Genomic DNA, 18,719 nt, shown 5'->3' with positions numbered 1-18,719 from the left:
CCCCCGCCTCAGGGGTGCAGGCTGCTGACCAGCTCGGCGGTCGCGGTGAGCCCGGTGTTGATGGTGGGCCCCATGCTGGAGCCGGCCATGAAGAAGCCGAGCACCATGCAGACCAGGGCGTGCGAGACCTTGAGCCCGCCGTTGCGCATGAAGATCACGGCAAGGATCATGAGCAACAGCACCACAGAGATGGAAACGGCCATCGGGAACCTCCTCCGCCACGCCCCTTGAGCGGCGTTTCGGCCGCAAGTGTGGCGTAGCGGAGGGTTGGTCCGGGCGGCTGACATGTCCCCCGATCGAGTGGTGTTACGCCGCGGGACGGGCGTCGAGGAAGGCCTCCAGACCGGCGAGGTCGTCGGTGTTGAGGTAGTCGACGCCGGCGGCCTGCAGTTCCGTCCACAGGGCGTCGCGGGCCGGGCCCGCGGCGTCCGGGGTGGCCCAGAACCGCACCAGCTGCCCGTGCGCGTGCGCGGCGGCGGTGATGCTCCGCAGTCTCTGCCGCTCGGCGTCCGGGAACGCGCCCGCCCCGGTCCAGGTGAAGGTCGTCGTCCAGTCGTCGCTGATCAGCGGGATGAAGGAGGCGGGGCGGTGCTGCCGAGGTCGGTGAGCCGGCCGTCGTAGAAGGCCCGCCGCTCCGTCTGCGCCTCCATGGGGATGCGGGCGGCGCGATCGCCGGAGACGACGGCGGTGACCGGTCCGGGGTGGCTGCGCCCGTGCGCGTACCGGCTGAACAGGCGCGGGTAGCGGCGCAGCTGGCGGTCGAGTTCGAGGTACGTCGAGGAGCCCTCGGTCTTGATGTCGATCAGCAGCTGGAGCGGCCGGCGCCACCCCCGGTACACGGAGCCGTGTTCGGCCCGGACGCGCGCGGCGAGCGGGTCGAGGTAGAGGGATTCGAGGGTGCGGGTCGGGTCCAGCTCGGAGCTGTCGTGACCGATGAGGAGCTGGTCGCCGACGAGGAAGATGTCGGCCTCGACGCTGTTGAAGCGGTGGCCGAGGGCGTCGAACAGGGGGTGCGGGTGCTCGTAGTCGTTGTGGGCGTGCGCGTTCCACAGCGGGTGCGGACCCCGGTGCGCGGTGGCCGCCCGGGCCTGTGCCGTGGGCAGGGCGACCGCGCCGGCGAGGGCGGCGCCGAGGGTGGTGAGGGCTCTGCGTCGGGTGGTGAGGGCCATGCTCTGCCTCCCTTGAGGGGCCGGATGGGACCGGGGCGAGTATGCGTGTCCTCGCCGCTCAACGGGCCTGGCCTTGAAGGGAGTTGGCGCGATATTCACTGCTCCGGAGTAGCCGCGCGAAGAAGCCCGCCCCGGTGGGGCGGGCTTCAGCCGGGTGACCTCAGGGCGCCTGGAGGTCGACCAGCCCGGCCAGCGCCGAGCGATGTGCGCCCGCCGTGCCGTACGCGATCGAGTCCGCCTTGGCCCGCTTGAGGTACAGGTGGATCGGATGCTCCCAGGTCATCCCGATCCCGGCGTGCAGTTGCAGCGCCTCCTCGGCGGCGTGGACGGCGACGGGGGCGGCGTACGCCTGCGCGACCGCGACCGCGATGTCCGTGTCCTCGCCGGAGGCCAGCGCGTCGGCGGCGGCGCGGGCGGCGGCCCGGAGGTTGACCGTCTCCAGCCACAGCTGGGCGAGCCGGTGCTTGAGGGCCTGGAAGCCGCCGACCGGCCGGTTGAACTGCTTGCGCTCCTTGAGATAGCGGACCGTCTCGGTCAACAGCCAGTCGGCGACGCCCAGTTGCTCGGAGGCGAGCAGACCCGCGGCTGCGCGCAGGGCACGCCGTACGGCGGGTTCCGCGTCGCCGACACGGCGGCCGGGGGCGGCCGCGAGGGTCACCGTGGCGAGCGGCCGGGTCAGGTCCAGGGCGACCTGCGGGGTGACGGTCACGGCATCGGCGGGCACGGCGTACAGGCCGCCGTCGTCGGCCGGGACCAGCAGTACGTCGGCCACGGCCGCGTCGGCGATGCCGGTCAACTCGCCGTGCAGGGCGCCGTTCTCGATGCGCACGGCGTGGGCGGCGGTACCCGCAGCCGTGTGCAGGGCGACCGCGAGGGCGCCGATGGTGCGGCCGGAGGCCAGCCGCTCCAGCAGCTCCGCGTCGCCGCAGGCGAGCAGGGCCTCGGTGGCCACGACCGCGCTGGTGAGGTAGGGCACGGGCGCCACGGCCCGGCCCAACTCCTCCAACACGACGGCCGCTTCACGGTGCGAGGCGCCCTGGCCGCCCTGTGCCTCGGGCACCAGGAGGCCGGCCAGGCCCATGCCGTCGGCGAGCAGCTTCCACAGGGCGAGGTCGTGCGGGGCGTCCGACTCGGTGCGGGCGATGACGTCGGCCGGGGCGCAGTGGTCGGTGAGCAGGTCCCGTACGGCGGCCCGCAGCGCCTCTTCCTCCTCGGAGTAGAGCAGATCCTGCTGTGTGCGCTGTGTCGGCTGCGTTGTCATCGGGACAGGTCCTTCCACGCGACGTCCTTGTCGGTGCGCGGCTCGGCGGGCAGGCCGAGGACGCGCTCGGCGACGATGTTCAGCAGGACCTCGCTGGTCCCGCCCTCGATGCTGTTGCCCTTGGCGCGCAGATAGCGGTAGCCGGCGTCGCGGCCGGTGAAGTCGACGAGTTCGGGGCGGCGCATGGTCCAGTCGTCGTACAACAGGCCTTCCGCGCCGCGGAGTTCGACCTCCAGGCCGCTGATCTCCTGGTTGAGGCGGGCGAAGGCGAGCTTCATGCCGGCGCCCTCGGGGCCGGGCTGTCCGGCGACGAGCTGCTGGCGCAGCCGCTCGGCGGTGAGGCGGGAGACCTCGGCCTCGACCCACAGCTTCAGCAGCCGCTGATGGAGGTCGTGGGTGCGCAGTTCGGGGCGCTCGCGCCAGGTCCCCGCGACCGGGCCGATCATGCCGCCCTCGCGGGGCAGCCGCATGCCGCCGATGGCCACACGCTCGTTGTTGAGCGTGGTCTGCGCGACCCGCCAGCCGTCGCCGATCTCGCCGAGGCGGCGGGAGTCGGGGATGCGGACGTCGGTGAGGAAGACCTCGTTGAACTCGGCCTCGCCGGTGATCTGACGCAGCGGCCGGACGTCGACGCCCGGGTCGGTCATGTCGCACAGGAAGTAGGTGATGCCCGCGTGCTTGGGCACGTCCGGGTCGGTGCGGGCGATGAGGATGGCCCAGCGGGCGTTGTGCGCGCCGGACGTCCACACCTTCTGCCCGTTGACCACCCAGTCCTCGCCCGTACGGACGGCGCGGGTGCCGAGCGCGGCGAGGTCGGAGCCGGCACCGGGCTCGCTGAACAGCTGGCACCAGACCTCCTCTCCGGTCCACAGCGGCCGCAGATAGCGCTGCCTCTGCTCGTCCGTGCCGTACTTGAGGATGGTCGGCGCGGCCATACCGAGCCCGATGCCGTTGCGGCGCGCGTCGTTGTCGGGGGCGCCGGCGGCCTCCAGCTCGGCGTCCACGGCAGCCTGGAGATGCCGGGGCGCGCCCAGTCCGCCGAGGCCCTCCGGGTAGTGCACCCAGGCGAGGCCGGCGTCGAAGCGGGCCCGCAGGAACTCCAGCCGGTCGGTGCTCGCGACCGGGCAGCGGTCCAGCAACTCCCGTGTGCGGCGCACCAGTTCGTCGGCGTCGGTCATGCTGCTCCCTCCATCACCACGGCGATCCGGCCGGTGGAGCGGCCGTCCGCCACCTTCTGCACGGCCGTGGCGGCCCCGCTCAGCGGCACCCGCTCGCTCACCAGCGGCTTGATCGCGCCCCGGGCGGCCAGCTCGGTCAGTTCCTCGTGGCAGTGCCCGATGAGCCCCGGGTTCTTGGTGGCGTACAGGCCCCAGTGCAGGCCGAGGATCGAGTAGTTCTTCACCAGGGCGTGGTTGAGCGCCGGGCTCGGGATGCCGCCGCTGGCGAAGCCGACGACGACGATCCGGCCCTCGAAGGCGACCAGCTTGGCGGACTGGGCGTAGGCCTCGCCGCCGACCGGGTCGTAGATCACGTCGGCGCCCCGGCCGCCGGTCGCCTCCTTGACCGCGGAGATGACGTCCTCGGCTCGCCGGTCGACCACCACGTCGCAGCCCAACTCGCGTGCGACGGCCGCCTTTTCGGCTCCGCCGACGACACCGATCACGGTGGCGCCGGCCGCCTTGCCGAGCTGGACGGCGGCGCTGCCGACACCGCCGGCGGCGGCGTGCACGAGCAGGGTCTCGCCCGCCTCCAGGTGGGCCCGGCGGTGCAGGCCGAACCAGCCCGTCTGGTAGCCGATGTGCAGCGCGGCGGTCTCGGCGTCGTCCAGCGCGGCGGGGGCGGGCAGCAGCGCGCGGGCGTCGGCGACGGCGTACTCGGCGAAACCGCCGTGCGGCAGCGCGGGGTTGGCGATCACCCGGCGGCCGTCCTCGGTCTCGGCGCAGATCTCCACGCCGGGCGTGAACGGCAGCGGCGGCCGCACCTGGTACTGGCCCCGGCACAGCAGGGCGTCCGGGAAGTTGATGTTGGCGGCGCGCACCCGCAGCAGGACCTGGCCGTCACCGGGCGTGGGCGGCTCCACCTCCGCGAGGCGCATCACCTCGCTCGGCTCGCCGTTCTCGTGCACTTGCCATGCCTGCATGCGGGGCCTCCACGGGACTGCTTCGTCTGACCGGGTCCGACGGCATACTAAGCGGTCGCTTGCCGATCAGGGAACAGCCGGCCGCCGGGAAGCCGCGTCACATACGCGTCGACCGGATCACTTCCGCGTCGGCCGCGCCCGTACATGCATCCGTTCCCCTTGTGGCCCGAACAGACTCAGGAACTCCACCGGGCCCTCCCCCGTCGAGCCGAACCAGTGCGGCACCCGGGTGTCGAACTCGGCGGCCTCCCCCGCCGACAGCACCACGTCGTGCTCGCCGAGAACCAGCCGGAGCCGGCCCGACAGCACGTACAGCCACTCGTACCCCTCGTGGGTGCGCGGATCCGGCTCCTGCTTCCGTTGCGGTTCGAGGACCTTGAAGGCCTGGAGCCCGCCGGGCTGGCGGGTCAGCGGCCAGTGCGTGCGCCCGCCCCGGACGATCGGCTCGGCCCGCACCCGCGGGTCCCCCACCGGGGGCGCGCCGACCAGTTCGTCCAGCGGCACCTGATGGGCCTGGGCGATCGGCAGCAGCAGCTCCAGGCTGGGCTTGCGCAGGCCGGACTCCAGCCGGGACAGGGTGCTCACGGAGATCCCGGTCGCCTCCGACAGCCCGGCCAGGGTCACCTCGCGCTCCTTGCGCAGGCGCCGCAGCCGGGGGCCCACCTCGGAGAGAACGTCGTCGGTACTCATGGTCGTATTGCAGAATCGGCAAAGACATTTGTCAATACGGCAGGCCCTGGAGCACGGTCGCGCCATGACCGATAACAGCAGGTACGAAGTGGTCGTCGTCGGAGGCGGGGCCGCCGGGCTGTCCGCCGCGCTGGTCCTCGGCCGGGCCCGGCGCCGCACGCTGGTCGTCGACGCGGGCGAGCCGCGCAACGCGCCGAGCGCGCACATGCAGGGATATCTGTCCCGCGACGGCATGTCCCCGGCCGACTTCCTGGCGGTCGGGCGCGAGGAGATCGCCCGGTACGGCGTGGAGCTGGTCCGGGACCGGGCGACGGACGCGGGACGGGACGGCGAGGGCTTCACCGTCCGGCTCGCGCGGGGCCGGACGGTACGCGCCCGGCAGCTGGTGATCGCCACCGGCCTGAAGGACGAACTGCCCGACGTGCCGGGGCTGGCGGAGCGGTTCGGCCGGGACGTGGTGCACTGCCCGTACTGCCACGGCTGGGAGGTCCGCGACCGGCCGACCGGGGTGCTCGCGACCTCCCCGCTGAGCGTGCACCAGGCGCTGATGGTCACCCAGTGGTCCGATGACGTGCGGCTCTTCCTGCACGAGGTCGCCGAGTCGGAGCTGACCGACGTCGACCTGCGCCGGCTGGCCGCCGCCCGGGTGGCGGTCGTCCCCGGCCGGGTGACCGGGCTCGTCGTCGACGGCGACCGGCTCACCGGGATCCGGCTGGAGGACGGCGCGGTCCACGACCGTGCGGTGCTCTACGCCGCCCCGCGCGCCGTCCCCCGCAACGACCTGCTGAGCACGCTGGGCGCCGAACTCCGCGAGACGCCGTTCGGCGACTACCCCGTGATCGACGAACGCGGGCTGACCACCGTCCCCGGCCTCTGGGCGGCGGGCAACGCGAGCGGCTTCGCCGAGCAGGTGGTCAACGCGGCGAGCCGCGGGTACCGGGCCGGGTCGGCGATCAACGGGGAACTGCTGATGGCGGACCTGGACGCGATGGTGCGGGCGTAGCCGGGGCAACGGTGCGGGTGTAGTCGGCCGGTCTCTGCGCCACCATGGCTGCATGCTGCTTGCCCGGCTCGCCCAGGTGTCCCGGGACGTCGCCGCGACGACGGCGCGGTCCCGCAAGACGGAGCTGCTCGCGGAGCTGTTCCGGGAGACGGCGGCGGACGACGTGCCGATCGTCATCCCGTATCTGGCAGGACGCCTGCCGCAGGGCCGGCTCGGCGTCGGCTGGAAGGTGCTGAGCCACCCGGCGCCGCCCGCCGCCGGTCCCACGCTCACGGTCCGCGAGACCGATGCCCGGCTCACCGAGCTGGGCAAGGTCTCCGGGCCGGGCGCACAGGCGGAGCGGGCCCGGATCGTCGGCGCGCTGATGGGCGCGGCCACGGCGGACGAGCAGGCATTCCTGCGCGGGCTGCTCACCGGCGAGGTCCGGCAGGGCGCGCTGGACGCGGTCGCGACGGAGGGCCTCGCCCGGGCGACCGGCGCCGACCCGGCCGGCGTACGGCGGGCGGTGATGCTGACAGGGTCCTTGCAGACGGTCGCCCGGGCGCTGCTCGGCGAGGGGCCCGGGTCGCTGGAGCGGTTCCGGCTCACCGTCGGCCGGCCGGTGCTGCCGATGCTGGCGCGGAGCGCGTCGTCGGTCGCCGAGGCGGTGCGGGGGCTCGGCGCCTGTGCGGTGGAGGAGAAGCTGGACGGCATCCGGGTGCAGGTCCACCGGGACGGCGACACGGTCCGCGTGCACACCCGCACCCTGGACGACATCACCGACCGGCTGCCCGAAGTGACGTCGGCCGCACGGGAGTTGGCGGGTGAGCGGTTCGTCCTGGACGGCGAGGTGATCTCGTTCGGCGGCGACGGCCGCCCGCGCTCGTTCCAGGAGACCGCGGGGCGCGTCGGCTCCCGGACGGACGTGGCGAAGGCGGCCGGGGCGGTCCCGGTCTCGCCCGTCTTCTTCGACGTCCTGTCGGTCGACGGCCGCGATCTGCTCGACCTGCCGTTCGCCGAGCGGCACGCGGAGCTGGCCCGGCTGGTGCCCGAGCCGATGCGGGTGCGCCGTACCGTCGCCGCCGGACCCGAGGACATCCCGGCGGCGGAACGGTTCCTCGCCGACACCCTGGCCCGGGGACACGAGGGCGTGGTGGTGAAGGCGCTGGACGCGCCGTACAGCGCGGGCCGGCGCGGCGCCGCCTGGCTGAAGGTCAAGCCCGTGCACACCCTCGACCTGGTGGTGCTGGCCGCCGAGTGGGGCCACGGCCGTCGCACCGGCAAACTCTCGAACCTGCACCTGGGCGCGCGCACCGCCGACGGCGGCTTCGCGATGCTGGGCAAGACGTTCAAGGGCATGACGGACGTGATGCTCGCCTGGCAGACGAAGCGGCTGCGCGAACTGGCGGTCGACGACGCCGACGCCGGCTGGGTGGTCCGCGTCCGCCCCGAACTCGTCGTGGAGATCGCCTACGACGGCATCCAGCGCTCCTCCCGCTACCCGGCCGGCGTCACCCTGCGCTTCGCCCGCGTGGTCCGCTACCGCGAGGACAAACGCCCCGAGGAGGCCGATACGGTGGAGGCCCTGCTGGCGGCCCACCCGGAGGTCACACCGTGACGGTGCGTGCGACGAAGCGGAGCGCGGGACTGCTGTTGTTCCGGCACACCGATGAGGGACTTCAGGTGTTGCTCGGCCATATGGGCGGCCCCCTGTGGGCGAAGAAGGACGCCGGAGCGTGGACCGTCCCCAAGGGCGAGCACGAAGGCGACGAGCCCGCCTGGGAGGCGGCCCGGCGCGAGTTCCGGGAGGAGCTGGGGATCGCGCCGCCCGACGGGGAGGCCGTGGCGCTCGGCGAGGTGGTGCAAAGGAACGGCAAGATCGTCACGGCGTGGGCGGTGGCGGCGGACCCGGATCTGTCGGGGTTCAGCCCCGGCACCTTCGCCCTGGAGTGGCCGCCGAGGTCCGGCCGGGTGCAGGAGTTCCCCGAGCTGGACCGGGTGGAGTGGGTGGGCGTCGACCGCGCCCGCGAGGTGCTCGTCACGGCGCAGGCCGCGTTCCTCGACCGCTTGGCCGAACACACGGGCTGAACGGGGCCGTACGCGTTGCGGGCGCCGCGCCCGCGCGCGAAGGTCGAGGCAAGCCCGCTCCCAGGGAGGTCAGCCATGCCCATCGCCACGGTGAACCCGGCGAACGGCGAGACGCTCAAGACGTACGAGCCCATGGGCGAGGAGGAGCTGGAACGCCGGCTCCAGCTCGCGGAGGCCACGTTCCGCACCTACCGGACGACCACGTTCGCCGAGCGCGCCCGCCTGCTGCACCAGGCCGCCGACCTGCTGGACGAGGACCAGCCGGAGATCGGCCGGATCATGACCCTGGAGATGGGCAAGCCCCTCAAGCAGGCGCGCGCGGAGGCCGCGAAGTGCGCGAAGGCCATGCGCTGGTACGCCGAGCGCGCCGAGGAGCTGCTGGCCGACGAGGAGCCCGCCGCGTCGGACGTGACGGACTCGGGGGCGTCGCGGGTGCGGGTGCGCTACCGGCCGCTCGGCCCGGTGCTCGCGGTCATGCCGTGGAACTTCCCCCTGTGGCAGGTCGTACGGTTCGCCGCGCCCGCGCTGATGGCCGGCAACGTGGGCCTGCTCAAACACGCCTCCAACGTCCCCCAGACGGCCCTGTACCTGGAGGACCTGTTCCACCGGGCGGGGTTCAAGGAGGGCTGTTTCCAGACGCTGCTGATCGGGGCGGGCGCGGTGGACGGCGTCCTGCGCGACGAGCGGGTGAAGGCGGCCACGCTGACGGGCAGCGAGCCGGCGGGCCGGGCCGTCGCCGCCACCGCCGGCGAGATGATCAAGAAGACGGTGCTGGAACTGGGCGGCAGCGACCCGTACCTGGTGCTGCCGTCCGCCGACCTCGACCGCGCGGCCGAGGTCGCGGTGACCGCGCGCGTGCAGAACAACGGGCAGTCCTGTATCGCCGCCAAGCGGTTCATCGTGCACGGCGACGTCTACGACGCCTTCGCCGGGAAGTTCGTCGCGGGCATGGCGGCGCTCCGGATCGGCGACCCGATGGCGCGGGACACCGACGTCGGCCCCCTCGCCACCGAGCAGGGTCGCGCCGATCTGGAGGAACTGGTCGACGACGCGAGGCGCAGCGGCGCCGAGGTGCTGTGCGGCGGACAGCGGCCGGACGGGCCGGGCTGGTACTACCCGCCGACCGTGCTCGCCGGGATCCACCGGGACATGCGCATCCACCGCGAGGAGGCGTTCGGCCCGGTGGCCACGCTGTACCGGGCCGGTGACCTGGACGAGGCCCTGCTCATCGCCAACGACTCGCCGTTCGGGCTGAGTTCCAACGTGTGGACGCGGGACGCGGACGAAGTGGAGCGGTGCGCCCGCGATCTGGAGGCCGGTTCCGTGTTCGTCAACGGGATGACCGCCTCTCACCCCGCGTTCCCGTTCGGCGGGGAGAAACGCTCGGGGTACGGGCGTGAGCTGTCCGGGCACGGAATCCGGGAGTTCTGCAACATCACCACCGTTTGGCAGGGGGCGTGACGACGGCGGGGCTACCATCCCATTCGTGAACCGCGAAGTGACTCTGCCGCTGATCGTCGACGACCGCGGGACCCTGCAGGTGGCTGCCGCCGATGTGAGCAAGCTGTTGCGGACCGTGGGCGGGCGCTGGCTGCGGCTGGTCGAGGCCGGGGAGCAGCTGGACGAGGACACGGTGGCGGCGTTGACCATCGAGCTGGCGAAACTCGCGGACCGTATCGACGTGGCGTGCATCGCGCACAGCAGCGGGGCGCCGTAGGGATTCTCAGGCAGGTTGCCCGAGCGATTCCCAGAACATGCTCTCGTACGTTTGCAACAGCGTTCCGTACGTGTGCGCGTCGGCCGTGCTCAACGTGCCCTGGTCCAGGCCCGCCTGCACCGCGGTCCTCGCCTGCTCGTCCAGGTCCGGAGCCGGTGCCGCGAAGAAGTCGAAGAAGGCGCAGGCGTCGTCCGGGAAACCGTAGCGCGTGCGCAGGCCCTCGGCGATCCTGGCGCAGTAGCCGCCCCAGGCCGAGAAGTTGGCCGTCAGGGCGAGGACCGTGTCCGTGGGGGACGCGTTGAGGGCCAGCCAGGAGACGTAGGCGGGGTAGGCCTGGCAGCCCGGCAGCGGAACGTACGCGCGTGCGCGCTCCCGCGTCACACCGCAGGCCCGGGCGAAGGCCGTCAGGTGCTCCGCGGCCAGTTCCTCGCCCGTCGCGAGGGTGGTGAAGTAGGCCGCGGCCGCCGGGTCCGCGCGCTTCGCCAGGTGCTGGAAGGCGCGGCGGTCGGCCGGGATCACCCACCGCTGTTCCAGGGCGAGCCGGGCCAGGGCCTCGCGGGGTGCCGCGCCGCGCTCCACGAGCGGGACGAAGCGGTTGGCCGCCGGGTCCGGGGCCAGTGCCCGGGTGGTCGTCCGGAGCAGCTCTGCGGCCGTGTCCGTCATGGTGTTTCCTCCCTCGCGCGACGTGCGGCTTCGTCTCAGACCCTGACACGGTGTCCCCGGTCTGGAGTAGTCCGGCGCGAGATCGCCGCCCTCACGGGTGATCGTGGGTGGACCACCTCCTGAGGTGAACCACCTTCTGACCGGCGGGCGAAGGCCTTCCGGAAGGCTGAAAGCAGGCGCGGTTCATGGCGACTTTGTGCAGACCGGCAGTGTCGGTTCCGGAACACGTGATCACGATGGAGGAGACGCTGGAGCTGGCGCGCTCCCGTCACGCGGACCACCCACAACTCCCGCTCGCCCTGCGGCTGATCGAGAACACGGGCGTCAAGACCCGGCACATCGTGCAGCCCATCGAGGAGACCCTGAAGCACCCCGGCTTCGAGGAGCGCAACAAGCTCTACGAGGCCGAGGCCAAGGCCAGGGTCCCCGCGGTGATCCAGCGGGCGCTCGACGACGCGGAACTCCTCACCACCGACATCGACGTGATCATCTACGTCTCGTGCACGGGCTTCATGATGCCCTCGCTCACGGCGTGGCTGATCAACGAGATGGACTTCGACCCCACGACGCGGCAGCTCCCCATAGCCCAGCTGGGCTGCGCTGCCGGTGGTGCGGCGATCAACCGGGCCCACGACTTCTGCTCGGCCTACCCCGAGGCCAACGCACTGATCGTGGCGTGCGAGTTCTGCTCGCTGTGCTACCAGCCCACCGACCTCGGCGTCGGCTCGCTGCTCTCCAACGGCCTGTTCGGTGACGGCATAGCCGCCGCCGTGGTGCGCGGCACCGGTGGCACCGGCATCGAACTGGAGCGCAACGGCTCGTACCTGATCCCGAAGACCGAAGAGTGGATCATGTACGACGTCCGCGCGACCGGATTCCACTTCCTGCTCGACAAGCGGGTGCCGGCCACCATGGAGCCGCTCGCCCCGGCGCTCCAGGACCTCGCGGGCCAGCACGGCTGGGACGCGTCCGACCTGGATTTCTACATCGTCCACGCCGGAGGGCCGCGCATCCTCGACGACCTGAGCAAGTTCCTGCAGGTCGACCCGCACGCGTTCCGGTTCAGCCGGTCCACGCTCACCGAGTACGGCAACATCGCGTCCGCCGTCGTGCTGGACGCGCTGCGCCGGATGTTCGACGAGGGCGGCACCGAGCACCGGGCGCGCGGGCTGCTCGCCGGGTTCGGGCCCGGCATCACCGCGGAAATGGCGCTGGGCCGCTGGCGCGGCTCCGACCGAGAAACGGCATGAGTACGGCATGACGGAAGAGACACTCACCGAGACCCTGCCCCCGATCCGGCACTGGCCGGCGCTCGATCTGACCGGGACGGACTTCGACCCGGTGCTCAGAGAGCTGATGCGCGAGGGACCGGTCACCCGCATCCAGCTGCCCAACGGCGAGGGCTGGGCCTGGCTGGTCACCCGGTACGACGACGTGCGCATGGTGACCAACGACGCCCGCTTCAGCCGCGAGGCGGTCATGGACCAGCCGGTCACCCGGCTGGCCCCGCACTTCATCCCGGACCCGGGCGCGGTCGGCTTCCTCGACCCGCCCGACCACACCCGGCTGCGCCGTTCGGTGGCGGCCGCGTTCACCGCGAAGGGCGTGGAACGGGTCCGGGAGAAGGCGCAGGCCCTGCTGGACGAGCTGGTCGACGAACTCCTCCAGGACGGGCCGCCCACCGATCTGACGGCGCGGATCCTCAGCCCGTTCCCGATCGCGGTGATCTGCGAGATGATGGGCGTCCCGGCCGCCGACCGGCACGTCATGCACACCTGGACGCAGCTCATCCTGTCCTCCGCGCACGGCAAGGAGGTCAGCGAGAAGGCCAAGCGGGAGATGGCCGCGTACTTCTCCGACCTGATCGGGCTGCGCGAGAACAGCACGGCCGAGGACGTCACCTCGCTGCTCGGCGCCGCGGTGGGCCGGCGGGAGGTGACGCTGGGCGAGGCCGTCGGGCTCGCCGTGCTGCTCCAGATCGGCGGCGAGGCGGTCACCAACAACAGCGGGCAGATGTTCTACCTGCTGCTGACCCGCCCCGACCTGGTGAACCTGCTGCGTGAGCGCCCGGAGATCCGCCCACGGGCGATCGACGAGCTCCTGCGCTACATCCCGCACCGCAACGCGGTCGGACTGTCCCGCATCGCCATGGTGGACGTGGAGATCCGGGGCGTGCGGATCCGCGCGGGCGACCCGGTGTACGTCTCCTACCTGGCCGCGAACCGCGACCCGGACGTGTTCCCGGACCCGGAGACCATCGACTTCTCGCGCAGCCCCAACCCGCATGTCTCCTTCGGCTTCGGCCCGCACTACTGCCCCGGCGGCCAGCTCGCCCGGCTGGAGGAGGAACTGCTGGTGGACACCCTGCTGGACCGGGTGCCGGGCCTGCGCCTGGCCGTACCGCCGGACCAGGTGCCCTTCAGGAAGGGCGCGCTGATCCGGGGTCCCGAGGCCGTTCCGGTGACCTGGTGAGCGCCGGATGACCTGGACCGAGGGACTGTACGTGCCGCCGGGCCACGGCCGTGTCGTCGAGACGCCGGCCCAGCGTGTGACGTTCAAGGTCACCGGCATGCATTCGCGGATGGCCTCCACCTTCGAGGTGGAGGTCCCGCCGGGCTTCGACGTGGGTGCGCATGTGCACACCCGCAGCGAGGAGCTGTTCTACGTCCTGGAGGGCGAACTCGACGTCCTCGCCTTCGAGCCCCGCATCCGTACCCCCGACAACTGGACGGGGTGGGAGTCGAGTTCGGGCAGCCGGGTGGTCCGGGCGACCCCGGGCACGGTGATCGTCGTGCCACCGGGGTGCCCGCACGCGTTCGCGAACCCGACGGACACCCCGGCGAAGATGTTCTTCCAGGCGAGCCCCCCGCCGGATCACGAGCGCTACTTCGAGGAGCTGCTGGAGATCCTCGGCAACGGCGGCCCGCCGGACCAGGAGGCGATCGAGGCGCTGCGGGCCAAGTACGACATCGAGCAGCTGACGCCGCTCCGGCATCGTTAGCGGATCGGCATGCCCGCGAGGGTGCGGGAGATCACCAGCCGCTGGATCTCGCTCGTCCCCTCGAAGATGGTGTAGATGGCGGAGTCCCTGTGCATGCGCTCGACCGGGTACTCCCTGGTGTAGCCGTTGCCGCCGAGGATCTGGATCGCCTGGGCCGTGACCTTCTTGGCCGTCTCGCTGGCGAACAGCTTCGACATGGATCCCTCGGCGGCCGTGAACGGCTTGCCGTTGACCGCCATCCACGACGCCCGCCACACCAGCAGCCGGGCGGCGTCGATCTGCGTCCGCATGTCCGCCAGCTGGAAGGCGACGCCCTGGTTGTCGATGATCGGCCGCCCGAACTGCTCGCGGGTCCTGGCGTAGTCGAGGGCGACCTCGTACGCGGCACGGGCCGTGCCGACCGCCATGGCCCCCACGGCGGGCCGGGACGCCTCGAACGTCGCCATCGCCGCGTTCTTGACGCGCTCCCCGCCACCCGCCTTCGCCTTCTCGCGGGCCCGGGCGAGGCGTTCGTCCAGCTTCTCCTTGCCGCCCAGCAGGCAGGAGCCGGGGACGCGGACGTCGTCGAGGACGACCTCGGCGGTGTGCGAGGCGCGGATGCCGTGCTTCTTGAACTTCTGGCCCTGGGAGAGACCCTCCGTGCCGGGCGGGACGATGAAGGAGGCGTGACCCTTCGAGCCCAGCTCCGGGTCGACGCTGGCGACGACGACGTGGACGCCCGCGATACCGCCGTTGGTCGCCCAGGTCTTCGTGCCGTTGATCACCCACTCGTCCTTCGCCTCGTCGTACACGGCACGCGTGCGCAGGGAGGCCACGTCGGAGCCGGCGTCGGGCTCGGAGGAGCAGAACGCGGCGACCTTGACATCGTTCGGGTCACCGTACATCTGCGGGATCCAGGTGCCGATCTGTTCCTCGGTCCCGTTGGCGAGAACGCCCACGGCGGCGAGGCCGGTGCCCACAATGGAGAGGGCGATGCCCGCGTCGCCCCAGAACAGCTCCTCCATCGCCATCGGGATGCCGAGCCCGGTGGAGTCGAAGTACTGCTGCGCGTAGAAGTCGAGGGAGTAGATGCCGACCTTCGCCGCCTCCTGGATCACCGGCCAGGGAGTCTCCTCGCGCTCGTCCCACTCGGCGGCCGCGGGGCGGATCACGTCGGCGGCGAAGCCATGGAGCCAGTCCCGGACTTCCTTCTGTTCGTCGTTCAGCTCCATGGTGAACTCGGCCATGTCCCCTCCAGCGGCGGCAGTGCATGTTACTTGCGGTAACCCAAGTGTGTTACCCGCCAGTAGGAAAAGTCAACCGTCGACGACTCCTCGGCATCCCGTTCGATGTCAGGGGCACAGTCAGTGTTAGTTTGCGCAGGCGTCACCGAATCAGCACGGGTGGGGAGAGCACATGGACACCACACAGCGGACCGAGCAGCAGCGGTCCGCCGATCGCAGACGGCGCGAGCTGCTGGAGGCCGCGGACCGGGTGGTGCTCCGCGACGGCCCGCAGGCGTCGATGAACGCGATCGCGGCGGAGGCCGGCATCACGAAGCCGATCCTGTACCGCCACTTCGGCGACAAGGGCGGGCTCTACGCGGCACTCGCCAAGCGGCACACGGACGCGCTGCTCGCGTCGCTGCGGGCGGCGCTGGACGCCCCCGCGGACCGGCGCGAGCGGGTCGAGTCCACGCTCGACACCTACCTCGCCGCGATCGAGGCACGCCCTCAGGTGTACCGGTTCCTGATGCACCCGGCCGAGGGCAGCACCGGGGGTGACCAGGGCTTCGACGTCGGCAAGCACAGCGCACCGCTGCTGCGCAGGATGGGCGAGGAGCTGGCCCAGGTCATCGAGGAGCGGGTGGACCTCGGCCCCGGCAGCCAGCAGCTCGCACGGGTGTGGGGGCACGGCATCGTCGGCATGATGCATGCGGCCGGGGACTGGTGGCTGGGGGAACGGCCGTGTTCCCGTGCCGAGTTGGTCCGCTCGCTGGCCGACCTGCTCTGGGGCCGGCTCGCGGCGGCCGGGGACAGGATCGGCGGCCCGGGGTTCTAAGCGGGTCCGGCGAAGTCCGGTGCGGTTCGGCGGCGCCCCGAAGGGGCGCGGGGCCCCATCGACATGCGGCTCCGCCGCGTGGGCGCGACCAGCCACGACGGACCCGCAGATGACCGACGGCGCTCCCGCCTAGCGGCTCCAGGAAGCCCGGGAGATCTGCCTGAGCAGTCTTCGCCTGCGCCAGCCTTCGACGCGGTCCGCGTACACCCGGCCCTCCAGGTGGTCGCACTCGTGCTGCAGGCACCGGGCGAAGAAACCCGTGCCGTGCACGGTGACCGGCTCCCCCGTCACCGTGCGGCCCTCGACCACCGCGTGGTCGTACCGCTGCGTCCCCGCCTCCAGGCCCGGCAGGGACAGACAGCCCTCGGGGCCTCGGAGCACGATGCCGTCCGCCACCAACAGGCGGGGATTCACCACATGTCCCAGATGCCGCACATCCTCATCATCCGGACAGTCGTAGACGAACACCCGCAAAGGCACCCCGATCTGATTCGCGGCCAGGCCCACCCCCTGCGCCGCGTACATCGTGGCGAACAAGTCCTCCACGAGATCGGCCAGTTCCGGCCCGAAGTCCGTGACGTCCCGGCAGGGCTCGCGCAACGCCGCGTCGCCGAGCAGGGTGAGAGGCCGGACTCGCCCGTGGGCGCCCGCAATGGAACCGTGTCGCATGGCCGCAAGGGTACGGTTCGTTCGACCCACGCCCGTCGCGCAGGGATGGGCAGGATTCGGGTGTGCGAACGGATCTCGATAGGCTGAGGTCCACACCACGTTGCCGGATGGCCCCAGGCGCGGCGCGTACGCAAGGAGGATCGAGAACTGATGGCAGGCAACTCGGACCCGCTCACGCCGCGGGCCAAGCTGGCCGTGACGGCGGGCAAGGCGGTCGCTGCGGCATCTCGCGCCGCGGGACGCGGCAGCGGGTCGGTGATCGGTGGCCGGGTCGCGCTGAAACTCGACCCCGACCTGCTCGCCCGGCTCGCACAGAACCTGGACGTCGTCCTGGTGTCGGCGACCAACGGCAAGACCACGACGACCCGGCTGATCGCCGAGGCGCTGCGCGCCGCGGGCCCGGTCGTCTCGAACGCGCTCGGCGCCAACATGCCGGCCGGCATCACCTCCGCCCTCGCGGGCGGCTCGGAGGCCAAGTTCGGCGTCATCGAGGTCGACGAGAAGTACCTGGCCGGTGTGGCCCGGGACACCAGCCCGAAGTGCATCGCGCTGCTCAACCTCTCCCGCGACCAGCTCGACCGCGCCGCCGAGACGCGGATGCTCGCCGAGAACTGGCGCGAGGGCCTGTCCGGCTCCAAGGCCGTCATCGTCGCCAACTGCGACGACCCGCTGGTCGTGTGGGCCGCCTCGTCCTCGCCGAACGTGGTCTGGGTCGCCGCCGGACAGATGTGGAAGGACGACGCATGGTCCTGCCCGTCCTGCGGTGGCGTGATGCAGCGCCCCGGCGAGGACTGGTACTGCAACGAGTGCGGCTTCCGCCGGCCCCAGCCGACCTGGGCACTCTCCGGCGACCACGTGCTGGACCCGCACGGCTCCGCCTGGCCGATCCACCTCCAGCTGCCGGGCCGCGCCAACAAGGCGAACGCGGCCAGCTCCGCCGCCGTGGCCGCCGTCTTCGGGGTGCCGCCGCAGGTCGCCCTGGAGCGGATGTACCAGGTGCAGGCCGTGGCCGGGCGGTACGACGTCGTCCAGTTCCAGAACCGTGATCTGCGACTGCTGCTGGCCAAGAACCCGGCCGGCTGGCTGGAGACGTTCTCCCTGATCGACCAGCCTCCCGCGCCGGTGATCCTCTCCGTGAACGCCCGCGGCGCCGACGGCACCGACACCTCCTGGCTGTGGGACGTCGACTACACCCGGCTCACCGGCCACCCGATCTTCGTGATCGGCGACCGGAAGCTGGACCTCGCCGTCCGCCTGGAGGTCGCGAACCAGCACTTCCAGGTCTGCGACACCCTCGACCAGGCCGTGCAGGCGTGCCCGCCCGGCCGGATCGAGGTCATCGCGAACTACACCGCGTTCCAGGACCTGCGCCGCCGCGTCGGCAACTGATCTTCCGATCCTCTGATCCGCGAAGGGCGATCACCTCATGAGCGACAACCAACTGCGGCTGGTGTGGATCTACCCGGACCTGCTGAGCACCTACGGCGACCAGGGCAACGCGCTCGTCGTGGAGCGCCGGGCCCGGCAGCGCGGCCTGGACGTGGCCCGTCTCGACGTGCGCAGCGACCAGCCGATCCCGACCTCCGGCGACATCTATCTGATCGGCGGCGGCGAGGACCGTCCGCAGCGGCTCGCGGCGGAGCGGCTGCGCCGGGACGGTCATCTGCAGCGCGCGGTGCAGAACGGCGCGATCGTGTTCTCCGTCTGCGCCGGCTATCAGATCCTCGGGCACGAGTTCATCAACGACCTCGGCCAGCGCGAGCCCGGCCTCGGCCTGCTCGACGTGGTCTCGGTGCGCGGCGAGGGCGAGCGGTGCGTCGGCGACGTGCTCGGCGACATCGACCCGCAGCTCGGCCTGCCCCAGCTGACCGGCTTCGAGAACCACCAGGGCGTCACCCACGTCGGCCCGAACGCCCGCCCCTTCGCCCGGGTGCAGATCGGCAAGGGCAACGGCACCGGGGACGGCACGGAGGGCGCGTACAACGGGACCGTCTTCGGGACGTACATGCACGGCCCGGTCCTCGCCCGCAACCCGCAGATCGCCGACCTGCTGCTGAAGCTGGCGCTCGACGTCAACGCGCTCCCGCCGATCGACGACCGCTGGTACGAGGCGCTCCGGGGCGAGCGCATCGCGGCCGCGCAGCAGCCCGCGTAAGCCTCACGTCAGCACGCCTTCAGCGTGGTCCGGCAGACTCCGTGACGGGCCCGCCTGACGGCCCGTCCGCTCATATGCGCGGACGCGTCCAGCAGGCGGACGCCCGCTACGGAGCGACCCCCTCACGCCGGTAGGCTGGCCGGG

19 protein-coding genes and 1 pseudogene are annotated in these 18,719 nt (G+C 72.1%); 11 read left to right on the top strand and 9 right to left on the bottom strand.

What is annotated here, in order from left to right; all coding sequences use genetic code 11:
- Positions 1-8: 8 nt before the first annotated feature.
- From BIV25_RS23685 to BIV25_RS23660, 6 genes and pseudogenes are all read right to left on the bottom strand, one after another.
- Positions 9-203, bottom strand: a complete 195-nt coding sequence (locus tag BIV25_RS23685) for a hypothetical protein (protein ID WP_071374410.1) — start codon at positions 201-203, stop codon at positions 9-11.
- 103 nt (positions 204-306) lie between these two features.
- Positions 307-1,169, bottom strand: a pseudogene (locus BIV25_RS23680) (phosphatidylinositol-specific phospholipase C/glycerophosphodiester phosphodiesterase family protein).
- A 160-nt stretch (positions 1,170-1,329) separates the two neighbouring features.
- Entirely contained in the window at positions 1,330-2,430 is a 1,101-nt protein-coding gene (locus tag BIV25_RS23675) for an acyl-CoA dehydrogenase family protein (protein WP_071374409.1), read from the bottom strand.
- The gene (locus tag BIV25_RS23670) at positions 2,427-3,608 is read right to left on the bottom strand and encodes an acyl-CoA dehydrogenase family protein (RefSeq protein WP_071374408.1); all 1,182 of its coding nucleotides are present in this window, start codon (positions 3,606-3,608) and stop codon (positions 2,427-2,429) included. Before BIV25_RS23670 ends, BIV25_RS23675 begins: the two co-directional genes overlap by 4 nt.
- Positions 3,605-4,570 (bottom strand): NADPH:quinone oxidoreductase family protein, encoded by a 966-nt coding sequence (locus BIV25_RS23665; protein ID WP_071374407.1) that lies wholly within the window; start codon positions 4,568-4,570, stop codon positions 3,605-3,607. Before BIV25_RS23665 ends, BIV25_RS23670 begins: the two co-directional genes overlap by 4 nt.
- A 117-nt stretch (positions 4,571-4,687) precedes the next feature.
- Positions 4,688-5,260, bottom strand: coding sequence for a helix-turn-helix domain-containing protein (locus tag BIV25_RS23660; RefSeq protein ID WP_071374406.1), 573 nt, complete (start codon positions 5,258-5,260; stop codon positions 4,688-4,690).
- A gap of 64 nt (positions 5,261-5,324) precedes the next feature.
- On the opposite strand from BIV25_RS23660, the gene BIV25_RS23655 reads away from it, so the two are divergent.
- The 5 genes from BIV25_RS23655 to BIV25_RS23635 all read left to right on the top strand — a co-directional run bounded on the left by BIV25_RS23655 (position 5,325) and on the right by BIV25_RS23635 (position 10,047).
- Entirely contained in the window at positions 5,325-6,263 is a 939-nt protein-coding gene (locus tag BIV25_RS23655; protein WP_071374405.1) for an NAD(P)/FAD-dependent oxidoreductase, read from the top strand.
- Positions 6,264-6,315: 52 nt separating this feature from the next.
- Positions 6,316-7,860 (top strand): ATP-dependent DNA ligase, encoded by a 1,545-nt coding sequence (locus BIV25_RS23650; RefSeq protein ID WP_071374404.1) that lies wholly within the window; start codon positions 6,316-6,318, stop codon positions 7,858-7,860.
- Positions 7,857-8,330, top strand: a complete 474-nt coding sequence (locus BIV25_RS23645; protein ID WP_071374403.1) for an NUDIX domain-containing protein — start codon at positions 7,857-7,859, stop codon at positions 8,328-8,330. The genes BIV25_RS23650 and BIV25_RS23645 overlap by 4 nt, the downstream gene beginning before the upstream one ends.
- A 75-nt stretch (positions 8,331-8,405) precedes the next feature.
- Entirely contained in the window at positions 8,406-9,791 is a 1,386-nt protein-coding gene (locus BIV25_RS23640; RefSeq protein WP_071374402.1) for an NADP-dependent succinic semialdehyde dehydrogenase, read from the top strand.
- Positions 9,792-9,816: 25 nt separating this feature from the next.
- Positions 9,817-10,047 carry a DUF6213 family protein gene (locus BIV25_RS23635; RefSeq protein ID WP_071374401.1) on the top strand — a complete coding sequence of 77 codons (231 nt, stop codon included), beginning with the start codon at positions 9,817-9,819 and terminating at the stop codon, positions 10,045-10,047.
- A 6-nt stretch (positions 10,048-10,053) separates the two neighbouring features.
- Here BIV25_RS23635 and BIV25_RS23630 read toward each other — a convergent pair whose 3' ends face one another.
- Positions 10,054-10,710: a transcriptional regulator gene (locus BIV25_RS23630; RefSeq protein ID WP_071374400.1), complete on the bottom strand. Its 657-nt coding sequence runs from the start codon at positions 10,708-10,710 to the stop codon at positions 10,054-10,056.
- A 185-nt stretch (positions 10,711-10,895) separates the two neighbouring features.
- Between BIV25_RS23630 and BIV25_RS23625 the strand changes: the two genes are divergently transcribed.
- From BIV25_RS23625 to BIV25_RS23615, 3 genes are read left to right on the top strand one after another with little or no spacing between them, the layout of a single operon-like run.
- Positions 10,896-11,960, top strand: coding sequence for a type III polyketide synthase (locus BIV25_RS23625; protein WP_071374399.1), 1,065 nt, complete (start codon positions 10,896-10,898; stop codon positions 11,958-11,960).
- A 7-nt stretch (positions 11,961-11,967) separates the two neighbouring features.
- Entirely contained in the window at positions 11,968-13,182 is a 1,215-nt protein-coding gene (locus BIV25_RS23620) for a cytochrome P450 (protein ID WP_071374398.1), read from the top strand.
- 7 nt (positions 13,183-13,189) lie between these two features.
- Positions 13,190-13,711, top strand: coding sequence for a cupin domain-containing protein (locus BIV25_RS23615; protein ID WP_071374397.1), 522 nt, complete (start codon positions 13,190-13,192; stop codon positions 13,709-13,711).
- Here BIV25_RS23615 and BIV25_RS23610 read toward each other — a convergent pair.
- Entirely contained in the window at positions 13,708-14,937 is a 1,230-nt protein-coding gene (locus BIV25_RS23610) for an acyl-CoA dehydrogenase family protein (protein ID WP_071374396.1), read from the bottom strand. The genes BIV25_RS23615 and BIV25_RS23610 overlap by 4 nt on opposite strands.
- A 169-nt stretch (positions 14,938-15,106) precedes the next feature.
- Here BIV25_RS23610 and BIV25_RS23605 point away from each other — a divergent pair, with 169 nt between their 5' ends.
- On the top strand, positions 15,107-15,751 hold the full coding sequence (locus BIV25_RS23605; protein ID WP_071374395.1) for a TetR family transcriptional regulator: 645 nt from the start codon (positions 15,107-15,109) through the stop codon (positions 15,749-15,751).
- Positions 15,752-15,880: 129 nt separating this feature from the next.
- On the opposite strand, the gene def is transcribed toward BIV25_RS23605, so the two are convergent.
- Positions 15,881-16,420 (bottom strand): peptide deformylase, encoded by a 540-nt coding sequence (gene def / locus BIV25_RS23600; protein ID WP_071374394.1) that lies wholly within the window; start codon positions 16,418-16,420, stop codon positions 15,881-15,883.
- 150 nt (positions 16,421-16,570) lie between these two features.
- On the opposite strand from def, the gene BIV25_RS23595 reads away from it, so the two are divergent.
- Entirely contained in the window at positions 16,571-17,809 is a 1,239-nt protein-coding gene (locus BIV25_RS23595; RefSeq protein ID WP_071374393.1) for a MurT ligase domain-containing protein, read from the top strand.
- Positions 17,810-17,846: 37 nt separating this feature from the next.
- Positions 17,847-18,575 (top strand): type 1 glutamine amidotransferase, encoded by a 729-nt coding sequence (locus tag BIV25_RS23590; RefSeq protein WP_071374392.1) that lies wholly within the window; start codon positions 17,847-17,849, stop codon positions 18,573-18,575.
- Positions 18,576-18,719: the final 144 nt, after the last annotated feature.

It is taken from the genome of Streptomyces sp. MUSC 14 (assembly GCF_001866675.1).
Taxonomy (GTDB): domain Bacteria; phylum Actinomycetota; class Actinomycetes; order Streptomycetales; family Streptomycetaceae; genus Streptomyces.
This window is presented reverse-complemented; position numbering and strand designations above follow the sequence as displayed.